We start from the raw sequence: 17,940 nt of genomic DNA, 5'->3' as shown, positions 1-17,940 counted from the left end.
TATAAAATTTGATAAAGGGGCTATTCATAAAGATATTTAATCTTTATGAATAGCCCCTTAAGTATGGGTTTAATCAAATTTCAACCCTTTTAATGCTTCTGCGAACGCATTATTTAAAGGTTCTTCTTGTTCTTGTTTTTGTTGTTGTTTTAAGTATTTTTGTACAGAGCGTTTATCCATTTTTCCATGAGATTCTTTCTTACGGCGTTCTTGGAATGAAGAAAGCTTTTCACGATAGCCGCATTTACATGCGAAGATTTGACCTTCTCCTTCACCTCGAAGTTCTAGTTTTTTCTTACACTGAGGGCAGCGTGCATTTGTAGTGCGGGATACATTTTTTCGATGGCCGCATTCACGATCTTGGCACACAAGCATTTTGCCTTTTTTGCCGTTTACTTCTAGCATCGGTTTACCGCAGTCTGGGCACGTTTTTGTTGAAATGTTATCGTGCTTATATTTTTTATCGCTCGATTTAATTTCGGAAACAATTTCTTTTGTGTAGTTTTTCATTTCTGAAATGAATACATCTTTTTTCAATTTACCCTTCGCAATTGCCTCAAGTTTTTGCTCCCATTCAGCAGTTAGTGCAGGGGATTTTAATTCTTCTGGCACTAAATCAAGTAACTGACGGCCTTTTGATGTAATGTGAATGTCTTTGCCACGCTTTTCGATTAAGAACGAATTGAATAATTTATCAATAATATCCGCGCGTGTAGCAACAGTACCTAGTCCACCAGTTGATTTTAACGTGTCTGCAAGTTGTTTATTTTGCGTGCCCATGTACTTTGTGGGATTTTCCATTGCTGAAAGTAATGTTGCTTCATTAAAACGTGCAGGTGGCTTTGTTTGACCTGATGTTTGTGCAATTAGTTTTACGTTTAATGTATCGCCTTTTTCAATGCGAGGTAAGATTTGTTCTTTTAAATCGTCTACTGTCTCGTCATCTTCAAAGCGATGTTCGTATACTTCTTTCCAACCAGAATTAAGAATTGTTTTGCCGCGTGCGACGAAGTTTTCATCACTAATTTTTGCTCGTAACGTTAGTTGTTCGTATTCGAAAGCTGGGAATAAAACTGCTAAGAAACGTTTTACAACTAAATCATAAATTTTGCGTTCTTTATCTGAGAAGGCGGAGAAGTTTACATAACTTTCTGTTGGAATGATCGCATGGTGATCACTTACTTTACTATCATCAACAAACGATTTAGAAGCTTTTATTGGTTTATTTAAGACCTTATTAGCTAAAGAACGATATTCTCCTACTCCACACGCTTTCAAACGTTCTGGAAGTGTTCCTACAATGTCGGATGAGATATAGCGTGAATCTGTACGAGGGTACGTTAATACCTTGTGCTGCTCATATAGTTTCTGCATAATATTTAACGTTTCTTTTGCAGAATAGCCAAAGATTTTATTCGCATCACGTTGTAGTTCTGTTAAGTCATAAAGACCAGGAGCAAATGATTTTTTAGGTTTTTTCTCAATTTCCACGACAGTGGCATTTTGTTTGCCTAGTTTTTTCACAATCGTATCGATTTTTTCTTTATCGAAGCTACGGCTATTGCCTTTTGCATCTTGCCAAGTCAATTTTAACTTGTCTGTTGTTTGGGCTTCGACACCGTAGTATGTTTGCGCTTTGAAGTTTTTAATTTCGTCTTCACGCCCTGCAATGATTGCCACAGTAGGTGTTTGGACACGACCGCAATTTAGTTGCGCATTGAATCGTGTAGTTAATGCGCGTGTTGCGTTAAGACCGATATACCAGTCGGCTTCAGAACGTGCGACAGCTGAAGCGTATAAATTGTCATATGCTTTACCAGGCTTCAAATTTGCAAAGCCATCTTTAATTGCTTTATCGGTAACAGATGAAATCCATAGACGTTTAATAGGTTTATTCATTTTAACTTTATCAATAATCCAGCGAGCGACTAATTCTCCTTCTCTTCCTGCATCTGTAGCCACGATGATTTCATTTACATCATTTCTAGTCAGTTGACTTTTAACAGCATTAAACTGTTTGCCGGTCTGCTTAATCACTGTTAATTTTAAGCGTTCAGGTAGCATTGGAAGATCTTCTAGATTCCATTTTTTATATTTCACATCATAGCTTTCTGGATCTGCTAATGTAACGAGATGCCCTAAAGCCCAAGTAACGATATACTTATTTCCTTCAATATAACCATTTCCTTTTTTATCACACTTCAATACACGTGCAATATCACGTGCAACAGAAGGTTTTTCAGCAATTACAACACTTTTTGCCATATTTAAAACATCCTTTCGAATTTCCGTAAGTTAACTATAGCATACATCTCTTTTGGATTCAGTTATTCCGAAGATTCGCATCCATTGTTATTAATTACATACTCTACATCTTTGATTGGTTAAGAGGGGGGCGAGTTTTTATAACAAAATGTAACTTGTGATTTTGATAGAATAAGAGTAGACTCTGAATTAGATGAATAATAAAACACATGGGAGTTTGCGGATGCAAACTGAGAGTACGGCTAATCTGTCGTTGACCATTTGAACCTGTTGGATAATGCCAGCGTAGGGAGAGTGTGAAAACGCATATTAAGACACTTTGCATACGCAAAGTGTCTTTTTTAGCTATATCTCCCATTATAAAAAAAGGGGATTGATAAATATGAAAATCGAAGAAATTGCACAAGTAATCGAAACAGTACGAGAAAGAAATCCGCTCGTTCATAATATTACAAATGTTGTTGTGACAAATTTTACAGCTAATGGCTTACTTGCATTAGGTGCATCGCCTGTAATGGCATATGCGAAAGAAGAAGTAGCTGAAATGGCAAGTATTGCTGGAGCGCTTGTTTTAAATATGGGAACACTTCGCCCGGAAGAAGTAGAAGCGATGCTCATTGCTGGGAAATCAGCAAATGCGCATAATGTACCGATTTTGTTTGATCCTGTTGGTGCTGGTGCAACTTCGTACCGAACAGAAGTTGCAAGATATCTCCCGAGTGAAGCAAAACTAGCAATTATCCGCGGCAATGCGGCGGAAATTGCAAATGTTATTGATGAGAAGTGGAAGATTAAAGGTGTTGATGCAGGGGAAGGAAACGGTGATGTTGTTTCAATTGCGAAACAAGCAGCAGAGCAGTTAGATACCGTTGCTGTTATCACTGGAAAAGAAGACGTTATAACAGATGGAGAAAGAACATTTATTCTTCGTAATGGTCATCCTATTTTAACAAAAGTAACAGGAACAGGCTGTTTATTAACATCTGTGATTGGAGCATTTGCAGCAGTCGAAAGGGACTATGTAAAAGCGGCAGTCGCAGCGGTAACGTTTTACGGTGTAGCGGCAGAAATTGCGGCAAACAAAACAGTTGAACAAGGGCCAGGAAGTTTCCAAATTGAATTTCTTAATCAGTTAGCAAATGTTACTGCAAAAGACGTTGAACAATATGGGAATGTCGAAGAAGTTCGTTAAGAAAGGATGAGAGAAATGGCGTGCATCGATAAACAGTATATGTCCGAGTTATTACAAGTATATTTTATTATGGGGAGTAACAATTGCTGTAAAGATCCATTACAAGTCATGAAAGAAGCACTTGATGGTGGAATTACAATCTTTCAATATCGTGAAAAAGGTGAAGGAGCATTAATGGGAGAAGAACGATATGCATTTGCAAAGCAGCTTCAGTCTTTGTGCAAAGAGTATAATGTTCCATTTATCGTAAATGATGATGTGGAATTAGCACTAGAATTAGATGCAGATGGCGTTCATGTTGGACAAGATGATGAGGGCATTAAGACAGTACGTGAAAAAATGGGTGATAAAATAATTGGTGTATCCGCTCATACAATAGAAGAAGCACGTTTTGCGATTGAAAATGGTGCCGATTATTTAGGGGTAGGGCCGATTTTTCCAACAAATACGAAAAAAGATGCAAAAGCAGTACAAGGAACGGAAGGATTACGTTTCTTCCGCGAAAGTGGCGTTGAAGTTCCAATTGTCGGCATTGGTGGAATTACAATTGAAAATGCTGCTTCTGTCATTGAAGCGGGTGCGGATGGGGTGTCCGTTATTTCTGCAATTAGCTTAGCGGATTCTCCTTATAATAGTACGAAAAAATTAGCGGAGTTAGTAAAAAAATAATCAGTTCATATATGAAAGGAATCATTTCTAACATGAAGAAATGGTTCTTTGTCGGTTTGAAATAAAGTTGTACTGGTTATAAGAAAGTCGTACCGTTTATAAAAAAGATGTACTGTTTGTAAAAAAGTTTGATCAAAAATCCTGCATGAAATGCAGGATTTTTTTTATTCAACAATCGGGCCAGATTGTTGAAGCTGATGAAAATATTTTGTTTGAATATGAAGTATTACACTTAAACTAATGGTGCAGGTTAATTGAAGAAGAATAGATTTCAGAAGATCGTTATTAGAGTCGATTTTTTTTCTTTGTCACTGTTTCAGATAAAAGAGCTACTATTTGAAGCACGTTGGAGCCCCATTTATAGTGATAATATTTTATGAATTGGAAAACAATAGTGCTTAGGAAAGGAAGGACTGCGAATGTCTGTGAAAAAGTGGTTAACTGGATTGGTCGTTTTGCTTACGATGATTGTGGTTGTGACAACTCCGGGCTCACTCAGTGTATTTGCCGAATCCGGCGTCGTAACACAGCCTATTGAGTCAGTGAAAGTGATTGAGGTCGAGTTGAATGATGATTACTTTAATCCGAATGTCATCACTATTCCGATTGGAAGGACGACAACGTTGATATTGAAAAACCAAGGTAAGAAAGAGCACACCTTTACAGTGGAAAAGCTCAGAATTGACGCCGAAGTCCAGCCGGGAAAAGAAAGAACCATTACCGTGAAACCTCAAGATCCCGGTACATATGAACTGATATGTCGGTACCATTTCCAGAAAGGAATGGATGGAAAAGTAATAGTCAAATAACAAGCAGGGCCAATCGGGCCTTGCTTGTTTTATAAGCAACGGTAACTTACTTATTATTACCCAGACATCATTATAACTGCTAACTTCCCTCTGCAAACGGATGTTCTTATAAAAAGTAAAGAAGTAGGTTTGTTCAAAAAGACATAGTAATTAAGATCTTCCACAATCGGGCGTTATTGTGGAAGACCTAAGGTGAAAAATGATCAAACTTTTTTATAAAACTGAAACTTAAATATGCTAAAGAAGAATCCATTTTAATCAATCTTTTTTTCAAAATGGATTCTTCTCATTTACCGTAAAATACGAGTTTGTGAGGTGTTTTGGATCAAACTCTATTTTAAGGCAATATTCTTTTTTTGTATAAAACAAATTGTGCCGTTTGAAACTAAAGTGTGTGAATATACTGCTTCGGAGGCGACGACATGATTACGTTACAAAATATTATAGCTGCTCATGAAAAAATGAAAGGCATTGTACATACAACACCATTAGATTATTCCAGTACATTTAGCGAGTTATCTCATAATGAAGTGTATTTAAAACTAGAAAATCTCCAAAAGACAGGTTCCTTTAAAGTACGTGGCTCTTATAATAAAATGACTTCGCTTAGCAAAGAAGAATTACAAAAAGGAGTTGTGGCAGCATCGGCTGGTAATCATGCGCAAGGTGTTGCTTATTCTAGTAATATGCTCGGCATTCCTTGTACAATTGTTATGCCAAAAGGAGCGCCGCTCAGTAAGGTACTTGCAACAAAGCGTTACGGAGCTAATATAGAATTGCAAGGAAATGTGTTTGATGAAGCGTTAGCTTATGCACTTGATTTAAAAGAACGAACTGGAGCGACATTTGTCCATCCATTTGATGACGAGGATGTTATTGCTGGACAAGGAACAGTTGGGTTAGAAATATTGCATCAGCTTGATGATGTTGATGCGGTCATTTGTCCTATTGGCGGTGGTGGTTTAATTGCGGGCGTTGCGATGGCAATTAAAGAACAAAAGCCATCGGTGAAAATATATGGTGTACAGGCGCTAGCGTGTCCTAGTATGAAGCAATCCTTGCAGGAAAAACAAAGGGTGACGGTACAATCAACACCAACGATGGCCGATGGAATTGCGGTGAAAAAACCAGGGGATCTCACTTTTCAGCTTGTGCAGCGTTATGTAGATGATATTTTCTGTGTGGATGAAATGGAGATTGCTCGGGCAATGCTTATGTTATTAGAGCGTAATAAATTACTTGTAGAAGGATCGGGTGCTACTTCATTAGCTGCCATGTTATATGGAAAAGTGCCTGAGCAAGGGAAAAAGATTGTCTCTGTATTAAGTGGTGGTAATGTTGATGTTAATTTTATTTCTCGTATTATTGAACACGGGATGGTTGAAGCAGGCCGATTTGTCCATATTTCAACGACGATTAAAGATAAGCCAGGGCAACTACAACAAGTATTACAGATTGTAACCGATTTTGAAGCGAATGTTCTTCATATTCATTTAGAGAGAATTGGAACGAAAGTATTCCCAGGTTATGCGCAGCTGCACCTTTCTCTTGAGACGAAAGATAATGAGCATATTGAGCAAGTGCTAATAGGAATGCGGAAGAAAGGATATAGTATCGAAATCATTGAATAGGGTGAAACTTCCATCAGTGGGGGTCTTACTGCCCGTTAACGCGGGATAAATATTTAAACAAACGTTTGATTAAAAAGAGCTAGCCCTTGTAAAGGCTAGCTCTTTCTTAATTAAAACATCAGTGAAACGAGAAACATTCCAATTCCGATTGATGTAATTGTTGCAACAAGACCCGGGATCATAAAGCTATGATTTAACACATATTTACCGATACGCGTTGTACCTGTACGGTCAAAATTAATTGCTGCAACGATTGTTCCGTAGTTTGGAATAAAGAAATATCCGTTTACAGCTGGGAACATCGCAATTAATAGTGCTGGTGAAATGCCAAGTGTTAATCCAAGCGGTATTAACGCACGTACCGTTGCAGCTTGGCTATATAGCAAGATTGATAGCACGAATAGTGCAATTGCGAATAACCACGGTGCACTCGTTACGAGACCTTGAATAGAACCTTGAATCATTTGTAAGTTACCGTTAAAGAACGTATCTCCCATCCATGCGATGCCGAAAATCGCAACAACTGCTGTTGCTCCTGCTTTAAAGACGTTACCAGACACGATGCTTTCTACATTTGGTTTACAAAAAATAATAATAAGTGCAGCGATTGTTAGCATCACCATTTCAATGGTGTTTGGCATAGAAAGACGTACAAGTTTTCCGTCTATCATCCAACTAGGGCGTAACGCTTCAAAAGATCCGAGAAGAACAACTAGAACTGTTGCAAATAAAAAGAGGATAACAGACAGTTTTGCACCTTTCGGGACAATAAATTCTTTCTTTTCTTCTAGTTTTGGAATCATGCCTTCTTGTAATCGTTTTAAGTATTCTTCATCTTCGTTTAGCTCTTTTCCCATTTTGCTTGCGACGAAAGCAGCTAACATACAAGCGATAAAGGTAGATGGAATACTAATTTTTAAAATATCTAATAGTGTAATCTGATAGTCAGCAAGCATAGCGAGAAGTGCAACGGTTGCTGCTGAAATTGGACTTGCTGTAATCGCTTGCTGCGATGCAATAACAGCAATTGACAGTGGACGCTCTGGTCGAATTCCTGATTCACGCGATACTTCAGCAATGACAGGAAGAACTGAATAGGCAACGTGGCCTGTCCCTGCACAAAACGTAAATAAATAAGTGACGATTGGGGCAAAGAACGTAATACGTTTCGGGTTTTTGCGGAGCGCTTTTTCTGCAATATGAACAAGATAGTCCATCCCCCCAGCAGCCTGTAGTGCCCCAGCGGCTGTAATAACTGCTAAAATCATAAGCATAACATCGATTGGCGGGGAGGTTGGTTGTAAGTGGAAGAAGAAGACAAAGATTGTCATACCAACACCTCCCATTACTCCAAGGCCAATACCTCCAAGGCGCGCACCGATGAAAATGCAGAGTAATAAGATGATAAACTGTAGCCAGAACATAGTATAGTACCTCCGAGATAATAATCAATCGTTATTATCAAATAACTTAATTTGTTTAATGATTCAAAAATTAAATAATGAATAATAAAATAAATCTCTGAAAATAGCCATTTTTATTATATAGCATATCAAAAACATGATTCACTCCTTTTTGTTACAATTATTTTACAAAAGAATCATTGGGACATTTATATTTGTATGTAAAAATATAAATATAATTTGATTTAGATGTTGTAATCTGTGGACGGAGAATTGTGTAATTCTCATAAAACTCCCATATCGTTCAACTCGTTCATCGAGAAAGGCAAACTTATGGAAACATAGGGTCGCAAAACTCTAGGGGCTAAGGTTGAAATGGACTAAGCTGGCCAGTTACCGGACTGATAGGATTGGTTTAGACCAATGCTTTTTTCATACATTGGTCTCTTTTTTTTGCTATTTTTCTGTAAGGGGTCCTGCCGCATACCTATCAAGCTAAGATTTTGAAGAATCCCCAAAACGAAAATTTTCTCTCTTCCTAGTTGCCTATGGGAATCCAGTTTATTTATTGTTTTGGGAAACAATGAATTTCTTGACTTGATGGCAATGGGGCGGTACCCCTATATACAAAAACAGAGGGCAGATATGCATCCCCCTCTTGTGTCCAACCAATATTATTCTTGCTCGTCCATAATTTTCTCAAACGCAGCAGATACTTTTTCAAATTCCTCGTCACTCTCAATGTATGAGAATTCACTATCTTCTTCTACTTTTAAAAAGAAGATATCAATGTCTTCCTCTGTTTCCGTTTGAATGTCTTCTACAAAGCCAACAGCAATGTATTCTGCTCCTTCGACATTCATCGTTCCGAGCACTTCAACTTCCTGCTCCTCATTACTCTCATCGCTAAGGGTAAAAATTTCGCCTACTTCAATTTCCGACATATTCATTCTCCTCCTGTTATACTCTAAAAAATAGAACGTTCAAATCGTATACTTACTAGTATATCTTTCCATAAAATATCAAATTAATGCTCAAAGAACAACAATTTCTTGCTGCCTCAGCGTAAAAATCCAACTAAAAGGATATCATCTGTGAATATGAATGAATACATTTTGAGCTCTCGTCACATGCCCATCAACTTTAGAAATGGGTTGCATGTGGATATTTGGTTATTGACTACCCTTGTGAACTTCTCTCACTGTTCCATTAAAAAAATGTATTAGACTAAGCTTTATTGATGTAATTACATTCTTCCTTCTATCCCTACCTTATCTCAAAAAAATAAAGATTTAGATTCGTCATTATATGTTTTGAATAGACAGTGGAAGAAAGTATGAAAGAGCAAGAAATGTTTGTTCAAGAAGTAGCAGAATTAGCAAATTGTTTAAATACGCTTGCCTATGAGCTGCGAGAGCTTATTGGAGAATTTAAAAGCTGAAATATCAAGAAAAAGCAGAAGTGCTAACCGCTTCTGCTTTTTCTTGTATTTTGTATAAAGGGCAGTTATCCCCCACCTCAAGATTGTAAAGAATCCGAAGAAGATAGGTAGGGGATGAGAAAAATCCCACTGATGGAAGTTTCACTTTATAAAGAATGTCGTTATGAATTTTCTTTTATATGTGTAAAAATATTAATAGAAAATATAATAATAGCGAGAACAACAAGAATACTACCGCCGGCAACAAACGGAATAGCTGCGTGATTTCCATAAATCTCAAGAGCTAGTGCAATCATCATAATTGGCAGCCCAATATTAAGCAGCCAAAAGTGAATTTTTCCTAGTTTAGAATGACCAGCTTCTTGAAAGATATGATATAAAATGCCAGCTGCCATCATTGAAGCCCAGCCAAGAAGCAGCAAGTGAACGTGTACACTTCTTAATGCAAAATTAAGAGACATTGACATATACATCCCCATACAGACGCCGATGACAAAATAAATAGAAGAAATCTTTATAAAGCGAATGCCCATACAATTTCCACCTTTCCATATTAATTTGTGAGTACAATAGAATATATGAAGATGAACTTGAGGACAGTATCATTAGATGGAAAAATTTATTTTTGTTTGTTCACAAAAATAATCCGTGCTACAATGAAAACGAATTGGAACAGGGGAGCCCGTGCGGCTGAGAGGATGTAACAATGCATCGACCCTTAACCTGATCTGGATAATGCCAGCGTAGGGAGTTGTATCAAGAATCGTAGCATATGTTATTCTATGGTAACTTGAATATAAGGCTTTCCTGGCTTCATGACAGGAAAGCCTTTTCTTTTTTCGTGAAACTTATTTAATATAAGGAGGAATTTAGTATGTCACAGCAAGTTACGATTTCATTTTCAGTTGTACCACAAGCAAAGCAGAAAGATGTATATGCAGTTGTAGATAAAGCGATTGAGGTTGTTCAGCAATCTGGTGTACGCTATGAAGTTGGTGCGATGGAAACAACGATGGAAGGGGAATTAGATGAGCTTCTTGATATTATCAAACGTGCGCAGCAAGCTTGTATAGATGATGGGGCTGAAGAAGTCATTACTTCTATTAAAATTCATTATCGTCCAAGCACAGGTGTAACGATTGATGAAAAAGTGTGGAAGTATCGTGAAGAGCATGAAAAAACAGAAACGATCTAACGTAACGATTACAATGGTTTGGCTTCTTTTTCTCGTTGCAATATGGGAAGGGGCTGTGTCAGTATTTCATATTGAACCGTGGATTTTACCGAAGCCTTCTGCGATTGTAAGTGAACTTATAGAAATGAAAGATTTATTACTTCCAAATACGGTGCAGACGCTGGAAGAAGTTTTAATCGGATTATTTTTTGCGATTGTAATTGGAACGAGCATTGCAATTATTATGGACGTCATTCCGTTGTTCCGTGTCTTAATTCATCCACTATTGGTGATTTCACAAACGATTCCGATTGTCGTGCTAGCACCTTTATTCATTATTTGGTTTGGCTATGGAATGCTACCAAAAGTAATGGTTGTTATTCTTGTATGCTTCTTTCCAATTGCGCTTAGCATTTTAGAAGGTTTTCAAACGGTAGATAAACCGATGCTGAAATTACTTCAAACGATGCGAGCAAGCAAGTGGCAAGTATATCAAAAAGTGAAATTTCCAGCAGTATTGCCATACTTTTTTTCTGGATTAAAAATTGCAGTTACGTATAGCGTAATGGGAGCTATTATTGGAGAATGGCTTGGTGCAAGTGAAGGGCTAGGTGTAATGCTGACAAGGGCAACGAAATCTTTTTTAACAGCACGTGTATTTGCAATAGCCGTTGTTATTGTTGGTATGACGTTATTGTTGTATTTTATTGTCGAATTGATGGCAAGACTAACAGCACCATGGATTTACAGGAAGGATGAGGGAAAATGAAAAAAGGGTTAAAAATGTTATTAGCAGCTTCTTTACTATTTTCATTTGCAGGTTGCTCAGCAGACAAGAAAGCAGGCAAGGGAGCAGAGAGTAAAGAGAAGAAAGTAACAGTGGTATTGGACTGGTTTCCAAATACAAACCATACTGGTTTATATGTAGCAAAGACGAAAGATTACTATAAAAAACAAGGATTAGATGTAGAAATTATTCAGCCGGGTGATAATACTTCTGTTGAACAAATGGTTGCATCAGGAAAAGCTGATTTTGGTGTAAGCTATCAAGAAAACGTAACAACAGCACGTGTAGAAGACATTCCAGTTGTATCAATTGGTGCAATTATTCAACATAATACATCTGCGTTTGCGTCTCTAAAAAAAGATAACATAACATCACCAAAGGATTTTGAAGGAAAAAGATATGGTGGCTGGGGTGCACCGGCAGAAGAAGCGACATTAAAAACAATTATGGATAAGCATCAAGCTGACTATAGTAAGGTACAGAATGTTGTACTTGGACAAACTGATTTCTTTAAATCTATTGGCCGCGATGCTGATTTTGAGTGGATCTATTATGGCTGGGATGGAATTGAAGCAAAGAGACAAGGTATTGAATTGAATACAATTATGTTAAAAGATTTAGATCCGGCGTTAGATTATTATAGTCCTGTTATTATTACAAGTGAAAAACATGCAAAACAAGATAAAGACTTTGTGAAGAAATTTATGAAAGCAACAACAGATGGTTATAACTTTGCAATTAAGGAACCGAAAGAAGCAGCGGATATTTTAATTAAAAATGTACCTGACATCAATAAAGAGTTAGTGCAAGAAAGTCAAAAATGGTTAAGTACGAAATATCAAGATGATGCGAAAGCGTGGGGAGTACAGAAGGAAGAGGTATGGAGCAATTATATGAATTTCTTATATGACAATAAAGTCATTAAAAAGAAAATTGATGTGAAAGCGGCCTTTACAAACGAATTCCTTCCAAGCGAAAAATGAGCGGATTACTAGTAAAAGACGTTACGAAAACATTTGATGGGAAAACAGTGCTAGAGCATATGAACGTCTCAATTCAGGATGGAGAGTTTGTTTCTTTTGTTGGGCCAAGTGGTTGCGGAAAAAGTACATTATTAAACATTATTGCTGGAATTGAAGGAGCAAATGAGGGAGATGTACTTTACGAAAATCAATCCGTTATGAATCGGGAGATTGTTAGCTATATGCCGCAGCAAGATCTTCTGCTTCCGTGGCGTTCTGCTCTTCATAATATTGTGTTACCTTTAGAAATTGAAGGACAGCCAAAAAGAAAACGATTAGAAGCTGGCATGGATGCGCTAAGGCAATTTGGACTTGATGAATATGCAAATCATTACCCAGATGCTTTATCTGGTGGAATGCGGCAACGAGTTAGTTTTTTACGTACGTATTTATGTGATAAACCAATTATGCTGCTTGATGAGCCCTTTGGGAAATTAGATGCATTTACAAAAATGGAAGTTCATAGCTGGCTGCTAGAATCGTGGCAAAAAGGAAAGCAAACCATTATTATGGTCACACATGATTTAGATGAAGCTATTTTATTATCAGATCGTGTCTTCATTATGTCACAGCAACCATCAACAATTGTTGGAGAAGTCAAGGTGAACTTGCCACGACCTAGAACAATGGACATGTTAACATCTGAAGAACTAAAAGAAGATAAAACAGAGATATTAAAAATATTGGCTCCTTATATGAGGAAATAGACGAAAAAACTCTTAACAAATTTAATTTGTTAAGAGTTTTTTCTTTTGAGTGCAGGAACAAAAAGGAAAATGAAGAATATGATATAAGAGCTTTGTTTATACTATTATTATGAGAAAATAATGATTTCAAAAGGAGTGAAAGGATAAGATGACTTTATCAACTGTTCTTCAAATGGTTTTGGCTTGATAAGGGAGAAGTCTGCCCAATTTTTGATTAAAAGCCGACCAGAAGACAGTAGATAAAGAACCTTATTCCTTTCTTACAATAATAAATTGTAATGGGTAAGGTGTGTTCGCCTTACCCATTTTTATGTTCAGCTAATTGAATATTGTTTTTATCATGCTGTTCTCTCGTTTGGCTTTGTATTTGAGGCGAAAAGGAGAGAGTAAAATGAGTATGTTATCAGTTGAAAATGTTACCCATATGTACGGGGATAAAATAATCTTTCAAAATATTTGTGTTCGCTTACTTCGAGGTGAGCGTGTTGGCCTTGTAGGGAGCAACGGAGCAGGGAAATCCACATTACTGCGTATATTAGCAGGAGAGTTACTTCCTGATGCGGGAAAGGTTGAATGGTTTCCTCATGTAAATATTGGTTTTTTACAGCAACATATTGATTTACAAGCTGGAACAACCATTATGAAATATTTACAAAGTGCCTTTGTACATTTGTATGACATCGAGCATAATATGCGGCAAGTAGCGGAGAAAATGGCAACAGCAGGAGATAACCTTGAACAATTGTTAGTACAATATGGAGAGTTACAAAGTATACTAGAGCATTCTGATTTTTATCATATTGATGCAAAAATAGAGGAAGTTGCTGCGGGATTAGGGATTTTAGCACTTGGTATGGAGCGTGAGGTGGAAAAACTAAGCGGCGGCCAACGAACAAAACTATTATTAGGAAAATTATTATTAGAAGAACCGCATGTTTTATTACTTGATGAACCAACAAACTATCTCGATAACGTTCATATTGAATGGCTTATGGGGTATTTGAAAAATTACGAACATGCTTACATTGTGGTTTCGCATGATGAAGGGTTTTTAAATGAAATTACCAATGTAATTTATCATTTAGAACATAAAGGAATGAAACGTTATATAGGCAATTATCAAACATTTATAAAAAACTATGAACAAAATAAACAGCAATTACAAGTGGCATATGATAGGCAGCAAAGAGAAATTGGAAAGTTAAAGGACTTTATTCAAAAGAATAAAATTCGTAAAGCAAAACAGGCAAAAAGCCGCGAAAAAGTATTAGAAAAAATAAAAAAAATCGGAAAACCAACTTCTGCACTGCAGCCACGTTTTATGTTTCATGTTTACTGTAATCCTGTGAGCCGGATTTTAGAGGCAAAGGATATGCAAATTGGCTACACAGCGCCCTTATTCCCGCCAATTGATTTACAGGTAAAGCGCGGTGAAAAAATTGCCATCGTCGGCTATAACGGTATTGGGAAAACAACAATGTTAAAAACACTATTGGGACATTTGCAGCCTTTAAGTGGTATTGTGAAAATAGGAGAGCGAGTAAATCCAGCTTATTTTGCACAAGAAGAATTTGCTTCAGAACAAACACCAATTGAGGAAATATGGTCATTGCGACCTGATATGACTCAAAAAGAAATTCGGCAGGCCCTAGCAAGGTGCGGTTTAACAGAAGAACATATTGGGCAGCGGCTTTACTCATTAAGTGGTGGAGAACAAACGAAAGTACGTTTATGTGAATTGATGTTAACAGAAAGTAATGTACTTGTTTTAGATGAACCGACTAATCATTTAGATATTCGAGCAAAGGAAGCGCTTAAGGAAGCCCTCATGCAATATGAAGGTACGGTGTTACTAGTTTCTCATGAACCAGATTTTTATGAAGATTGGGTGACGCAAGTTTGGCATGTGCAGGGGTGGCGCAAAGAGATAAAATAAGGGATATCAAAGGAGCGTATAGCTCCTTTATCCCGCTATTTTTGAGCAGTAAGCCCCCCAATGGGGGAAGTTTCGCTTTATTGTTCGAGAATAAAAAAAATTCAGAAAAGCATGTTGACAAAATGTTTTACAAGATTTAGTATAAGGTACATAGTTTTTGACAACTTTATACCGATACTCTTATCCAGAGAGGCGGAGGGACTGGCCCGATGAAGCCCGGCAACCAAACTTACGAAACGGTAAGTTCAGGTGCTAATTCCAGCAAAACGATTATCGTTTTGGAAGATAAGAGAGGAAGCTACTTTTATATATAGGACACCTCTCTTAACTTTAGAGAGGTGTTTTTATTTTGTCAAAAAGATAGAAACTAAGGAGGAACTGAGATGAAGAAATTATTATTAAGTATTGTAAGCGGAGCTGTATTGTTACTAGGGGCATGCAGCCTAGATTCAACAAAAGATGCTAAGGCATTAGATGAGAAGAAAATTACTGTTGGCGTAACCGGCGGGCCGCATGAACAAATTTTGGAGAAAGTAAAAGAAGTAGCTGCAAAAGATCATTTACAAGTGGAGATTAAAGTGTTCAATGATTATGTAATGCCCAATGTATCGTTAGATGAAAAAGACATTGATCTGAATAGCTTTCAAACGAAATCATATTTAGATGTATTTAAAGAAGAACGCAAAATGAAGTTAACAGAAGTATTTTCAACAGTAACGTTTCCAATGGGGATTTATTCAAAGAAAGTGAAAGATGTGAAGGACTTAAAAGAAGGGGATGCAATTGCGGTACCGAATGATCCAACAAATGAATTACGCGCGTTGAAATTATTTGAGAAAGCGGGCGTATTAAAAGTTGATCCAAAAGCAAAAGAGAAGGCAACCGCGAAAGATGTAGTAGAGAATCCTAAAAACTTAAAAATTGTTGAACTAGAAGCATCCCAGCTGCCAACACAGTTAAGTGAAGTACAAGCAGCTGCCATTAATACAAACTTTGCAATGGGTGCAAAACTACATCCAGCAAAAGATTCTATTTTCCGTGAAGGAAAAGATTCGCCATATGTAAACTGGGTCGTTGTTCGCTCAGATAATAAAGATGATGCAGTCGTAAAGCAGTTTAAGAAAGCTTACCAATCACCAGAAGTGAAAGAATTTATTGAGAAAAAATTTGATGGAGCTGTATTGCCATCGTGGTAGGGGATGAAGTGCATGATTGAATTACAGAATGTATCTAAAATATTTGAAACAGAAAAAGGGAAAGTAGAAGCACTTAAAGGTACATCGCTTACTGTGAAAACAGGAGAAATATTTGGAGTTATTGGATATAGCGGTGCCGGGAAAAGTACGTTAATCCGCTGCGTCAATTTATTAGAAAGGCCGACGACTGGTCATGTTCTTATAAATGGAAAAGATTTAACATCTTTATCTTCAAATGAGCTTGCACAGGCAAGGCAAAAAATTGGCATAATTTTTCAAGGGTTTAATTTATTAAAAACAGCAACTGTATATGAAAATATAGCACTTCCGCTTCGACTTACAGGAGTTACAAAGGCTGAGATTCAAAATAGGGTAGAAAAATATTTGCGCATTGTTGGATTGTTTGAAAAAAAAGATGCGTATCCGAATGAACTTTCAGGGGGACAAAAACAACGGGTCGCGATTGCCCGCGCCCTATCTCACGAACCAGAAATATTACTAAGTGATGAAGCAACAAGTGCATTAGATCCGGAAACAACAGAATCTATTTTAGATTTGCTTTTAGAAATTAATGAGGAGATTGGGATTACGATTTTACTGATTACGCATGAAATGAATGTTATTCAGCGCATTTGTGATCGCGTAGCGGTAATGGAAAACGGTAGTATTGTAGAAAGCGGTAAGGTAAGAGATATATTTACGAATCCGCAGCATGACACAACTAAAAAGTTTGTAAACAGTTCATTTGCTTCAAAAATTCCTAACGTATTACAGGTTGAATTACAAAAGAATGGTGAAATCGTTACGTTATCGTTTATTGGAAATTCATCTGGTGAACCAGCACTTGCTGTTGCGACAAAGCGCTTTAATGTGTATCCCAATATTCTATCGGGGAACATCACCCAGCTGAAGCATGAGGCGTATGGAAAATTAGTTGTTCATATGAAAGGAGAAACAAAAGAAGTACATAGGGCATTATCATTTTTACAAGAACAGGGAATTATTGTAGAAGGGGGCGGAAAAGAACATGACCAGCAAGTCCTTTTTGGGTGAGTGGAGTGAAGTAATATGGGAAGCAACGATTCAAACATTTCAAATGACAAGCATTGCTCTTTTTATTTCAATTATCATTGCGCTTCCGCTTGGTGTAGCACTTGTGTTAACACGTCCCGGCGGGCAACTAGAGAATAAAATCATATATCCGATTCTCAATACAGTGATTAATATCATTCGGTCTATTCCGTTTATTATTCTACTATTTTTTATTTTACCTTTTACAAAATTCATTGTTGGGACAACAATTGGAGTAAAAGGAGTAATTGTACCACTTGTCGTATTTACAGCACCTTATATTGCACGTCTTATGGAAACAGCATTACTTGAAGTTGATCGAGGAGTATTAGAAGCCTATAAAGCGATGGGAATCTCGACTCGAAAAATAATTTGGTATGTGATGGTTAGGGAAGCAAGGCCATCTTTAGTTCTAGGTTTAACGATTGCGACGATCGGGTTAATTGGTGCAACTGCAATGGCGGGACTTGTTGGAGCAGGTGGGCTTGGTGATTTAGCATATCGCTTTGGGCATTTGCGTTATGAACCAGAAGTGATGTATGCGACCGTTCTAATTTTAATTATCCTCGTACAAGGATTGCAGTCTCTTGGAAATGGGATTGCTAGAAAATTAAAAAAAGATTAATAGAAAATGTAA

General features: G+C 37.2%; 17 protein-coding genes and 4 riboswitches. Of the genes, 13 read left to right on the top strand and 4 right to left on the bottom strand.

Annotation, left to right across the window (positions count from 1 at the left end):
- Positions 1 to 69: 69 nt before the first annotated feature.
- Positions 70 to 2,265 (bottom strand): DNA topoisomerase III, encoded by a 2,196-nt coding sequence (locus ACTDJC_RS17995; RefSeq protein WP_440604253.1) that lies wholly within the window; start codon positions 2,263 to 2,265, stop codon positions 70 to 72.
- A gap of 199 nt (positions 2,266 to 2,464) precedes the next feature.
- A riboswitch (TPP riboswitch) is annotated at positions 2,465 to 2,574 on the top strand.
- A 73-nt stretch (positions 2,575 to 2,647) separates the two neighbouring features.
- Here ACTDJC_RS17995 and thiM point away from each other — a divergent pair.
- From thiM to ilvA, 4 genes are all read left to right on the top strand, one after another.
- Positions 2,648 to 3,457, top strand: a complete 810-nt coding sequence (thiM, locus tag ACTDJC_RS17990) for a hydroxyethylthiazole kinase (RefSeq protein ID WP_440604252.1) — start codon at positions 2,648 to 2,650, stop codon at positions 3,455 to 3,457.
- A 6-nt stretch (positions 3,458 to 3,463) separates the two neighbouring features.
- Positions 3,464 to 4,126, top strand: a complete 663-nt coding sequence (thiE, locus tag ACTDJC_RS17985) for a thiamine phosphate synthase (protein WP_440604251.1) — start codon at positions 3,464 to 3,466, stop codon at positions 4,124 to 4,126.
- Positions 4,127 to 4,545: 419 nt separating this feature from the next.
- Complete coding sequence (locus ACTDJC_RS17980; RefSeq protein ID WP_098309125.1) at positions 4,546 to 4,935, top strand: cupredoxin domain-containing protein; 390 nt, start codon at positions 4,546 to 4,548, stop codon at positions 4,933 to 4,935.
- Between the two features lie 422 nt (positions 4,936 to 5,357).
- Positions 5,358 to 6,566 carry a threonine ammonia-lyase gene (gene ilvA / locus ACTDJC_RS17975; protein ID WP_440604250.1) on the top strand — a complete coding sequence of 403 codons (1,209 nt, stop codon included), beginning with the start codon at positions 5,358 to 5,360 and terminating at the stop codon, positions 6,564 to 6,566.
- A gap of 110 nt (positions 6,567 to 6,676) precedes the next feature.
- On the opposite strand, the gene ACTDJC_RS17970 is transcribed toward ilvA, so the two are convergent.
- Positions 6,677 to 7,990, bottom strand: coding sequence for an anaerobic C4-dicarboxylate transporter family protein (locus ACTDJC_RS17970; RefSeq protein ID WP_098309123.1), 1,314 nt, complete (start codon positions 7,988 to 7,990; stop codon positions 6,677 to 6,679).
- Between the two features lie 293 nt (positions 7,991 to 8,283).
- Positions 8,284 to 8,370, top strand: a riboswitch (cyclic di-GMP riboswitch).
- A gap of 273 nt (positions 8,371 to 8,643) precedes the next feature.
- The gene (locus ACTDJC_RS17965) at positions 8,644 to 8,913 is read right to left on the bottom strand and encodes a DUF1292 domain-containing protein (protein WP_098309122.1); all 270 of its coding nucleotides are present in this window, start codon (positions 8,911 to 8,913) and stop codon (positions 8,644 to 8,646) included.
- 392 nt (positions 8,914 to 9,305) lie between these two features.
- On the opposite strand from ACTDJC_RS17965, the gene ACTDJC_RS17960 reads away from it, so the two are divergent.
- Positions 9,306 to 9,410, top strand: coding sequence for a methyl-accepting chemotaxis protein (locus tag ACTDJC_RS17960; RefSeq protein WP_440604301.1), 105 nt, complete (start codon positions 9,306 to 9,308; stop codon positions 9,408 to 9,410).
- Between the two features lie 161 nt (positions 9,411 to 9,571).
- On the opposite strand, the gene ACTDJC_RS17955 is transcribed toward ACTDJC_RS17960, so the two are convergent.
- Positions 9,572 to 9,943, bottom strand: coding sequence for a cytochrome-c oxidase (locus ACTDJC_RS17955; protein ID WP_440604249.1), 372 nt, complete (start codon positions 9,941 to 9,943; stop codon positions 9,572 to 9,574).
- Positions 9,944 to 10,074: 131 nt separating this feature from the next.
- A riboswitch (TPP riboswitch) is annotated at positions 10,075 to 10,177 on the top strand.
- A gap of 107 nt (positions 10,178 to 10,284) precedes the next feature.
- Here ACTDJC_RS17955 and ACTDJC_RS17950 point away from each other — a divergent pair.
- From ACTDJC_RS17950 to ACTDJC_RS17915, 8 genes are all read left to right on the top strand, one after another.
- The gene (locus tag ACTDJC_RS17950) at positions 10,285 to 10,605 is read left to right on the top strand and encodes an MTH1187 family thiamine-binding protein (protein WP_429707839.1); all 321 of its coding nucleotides are present in this window, start codon (positions 10,285 to 10,287) and stop codon (positions 10,603 to 10,605) included.
- On the top strand, positions 10,553 to 11,353 hold the full coding sequence (locus ACTDJC_RS17945; RefSeq protein ID WP_429707837.1) for an ABC transporter permease: 801 nt from the start codon (positions 10,553 to 10,555) through the stop codon (positions 11,351 to 11,353). The genes ACTDJC_RS17950 and ACTDJC_RS17945 overlap by 53 nt, the downstream gene beginning before the upstream one ends.
- A complete protein-coding gene (locus ACTDJC_RS17940; protein WP_440604248.1) occupies positions 11,350 to 12,354 on the top strand; it encodes an ABC transporter substrate-binding protein in 1,005 nt (334 codons plus the stop codon). The genes ACTDJC_RS17945 and ACTDJC_RS17940 overlap by 4 nt, the downstream gene beginning before the upstream one ends.
- Entirely contained in the window at positions 12,351 to 13,100 is a 750-nt protein-coding gene (locus ACTDJC_RS17935; RefSeq protein WP_098309117.1) for an ABC transporter ATP-binding protein, read from the top strand. The genes ACTDJC_RS17940 and ACTDJC_RS17935 overlap by 4 nt, the downstream gene beginning before the upstream one ends.
- Positions 13,101 to 13,491: 391 nt before the next feature.
- Positions 13,492 to 15,036 (top strand): ABC-F family ATP-binding cassette domain-containing protein, encoded by a 1,545-nt coding sequence (locus ACTDJC_RS17930; protein ID WP_440604247.1) that lies wholly within the window; start codon positions 13,492 to 13,494, stop codon positions 15,034 to 15,036.
- A 177-nt stretch (positions 15,037 to 15,213) separates the two neighbouring features.
- Positions 15,214 to 15,328: riboswitch (SAM riboswitch) on the top strand.
- Positions 15,329 to 15,419: 91 nt separating this feature from the next.
- The gene (locus ACTDJC_RS17925; RefSeq protein ID WP_098309115.1) at positions 15,420 to 16,232 is read left to right on the top strand and encodes a MetQ/NlpA family ABC transporter substrate-binding protein; all 813 of its coding nucleotides are present in this window, start codon (positions 15,420 to 15,422) and stop codon (positions 16,230 to 16,232) included.
- Between the two features lie 12 nt (positions 16,233 to 16,244).
- On the top strand, positions 16,245 to 17,285 hold the full coding sequence (locus ACTDJC_RS17920) for a methionine ABC transporter ATP-binding protein (RefSeq protein WP_440604246.1): 1,041 nt from the start codon (positions 16,245 to 16,247) through the stop codon (positions 17,283 to 17,285).
- The gene (locus ACTDJC_RS17915) at positions 17,260 to 17,928 is read left to right on the top strand and encodes a methionine ABC transporter permease (protein ID WP_098309113.1); all 669 of its coding nucleotides are present in this window, start codon (positions 17,260 to 17,262) and stop codon (positions 17,926 to 17,928) included. The genes ACTDJC_RS17920 and ACTDJC_RS17915 overlap by 26 nt, the downstream gene beginning before the upstream one ends.
- Positions 17,929 to 17,940 lie beyond the last annotated feature (12 nt).

Origin of the sequence: Bacillus sp. GB_SG_008 (genome assembly GCF_052038115.1) — a bacterium.
GTDB lineage: Bacteria > Bacillota > Bacilli > Bacillales > Bacillaceae_G > Bacillus_A > Bacillus_A rhizoplanae.
The sequence above is the reverse complement of the archived record's forward strand: the minus strand, read 5'-3'. Positions and strand labels throughout refer to the sequence as shown.

What these genes read in the sequence shown, in the direction of transcription:
- ACTDJC_RS17995 (WP_440604253.1), bottom strand. Translation starts at nt 2,265, where the DNA reads ATGGCAAAAAGTGTTGTAATTGCTGAAAAACCTTCTGTTGCACGTGAT.
- thiM (WP_440604252.1), top strand. Translation starts at nt 2,648, where the DNA reads ATGAAAATCGAAGAAATTGCACAAGTAATCGAAACAGTACGAGAAAGA.
- thiE (WP_440604251.1), top strand. Translation starts at nt 3,464, where the DNA reads ATGAGAGAAATGGCGTGCATCGATAAACAGTATATGTCCGAGTTATTA.
- ACTDJC_RS17980 (WP_098309125.1), top strand. Translation starts at nt 4,546, where the DNA reads ATGTCTGTGAAAAAGTGGTTAACTGGATTGGTCGTTTTGCTTACGATG.
- ilvA (WP_440604250.1), top strand. Translation starts at nt 5,358, where the DNA reads ATGATTACGTTACAAAATATTATAGCTGCTCATGAAAAAATGAAAGGC.
- ACTDJC_RS17970 (WP_098309123.1), bottom strand. Translation starts at nt 7,990, where the DNA reads ATGTTCTGGCTACAGTTTATCATCTTATTACTCTGCATTTTCATCGGT.
- ACTDJC_RS17965 (WP_098309122.1), bottom strand. Translation starts at nt 8,913, where the DNA reads ATGTCGGAAATTGAAGTAGGCGAAATTTTTACCCTTAGCGATGAGAGT.
- ACTDJC_RS17960 (WP_440604301.1), top strand. Translation starts at nt 9,306, where the DNA reads ATGAAAGAGCAAGAAATGTTTGTTCAAGAAGTAGCAGAATTAGCAAAT.
- ACTDJC_RS17955 (WP_440604249.1), bottom strand. Translation starts at nt 9,943, where the DNA reads ATGGGCATTCGCTTTATAAAGATTTCTTCTATTTATTTTGTCATCGGC.
- ACTDJC_RS17950 (WP_429707839.1), top strand. Translation starts at nt 10,285, where the DNA reads ATGTCACAGCAAGTTACGATTTCATTTTCAGTTGTACCACAAGCAAAG.
- ACTDJC_RS17945 (WP_429707837.1), top strand. Translation starts at nt 10,553, where the DNA reads ATGAAAAAGTGTGGAAGTATCGTGAAGAGCATGAAAAAACAGAAACGA.
- ACTDJC_RS17940 (WP_440604248.1), top strand. Translation starts at nt 11,350, where the DNA reads ATGAAAAAAGGGTTAAAAATGTTATTAGCAGCTTCTTTACTATTTTCA.
- ACTDJC_RS17935 (WP_098309117.1), top strand. Translation starts at nt 12,351, where the DNA reads ATGAGCGGATTACTAGTAAAAGACGTTACGAAAACATTTGATGGGAAA.
- ACTDJC_RS17930 (WP_440604247.1), top strand. Translation starts at nt 13,492, where the DNA reads ATGAGTATGTTATCAGTTGAAAATGTTACCCATATGTACGGGGATAAA.
- ACTDJC_RS17925 (WP_098309115.1), top strand. Translation starts at nt 15,420, where the DNA reads ATGAAGAAATTATTATTAAGTATTGTAAGCGGAGCTGTATTGTTACTA.
- ACTDJC_RS17920 (WP_440604246.1), top strand. Translation starts at nt 16,245, where the DNA reads ATGATTGAATTACAGAATGTATCTAAAATATTTGAAACAGAAAAAGGG.
- ACTDJC_RS17915 (WP_098309113.1), top strand. Translation starts at nt 17,260, where the DNA reads ATGACCAGCAAGTCCTTTTTGGGTGAGTGGAGTGAAGTAATATGGGAA.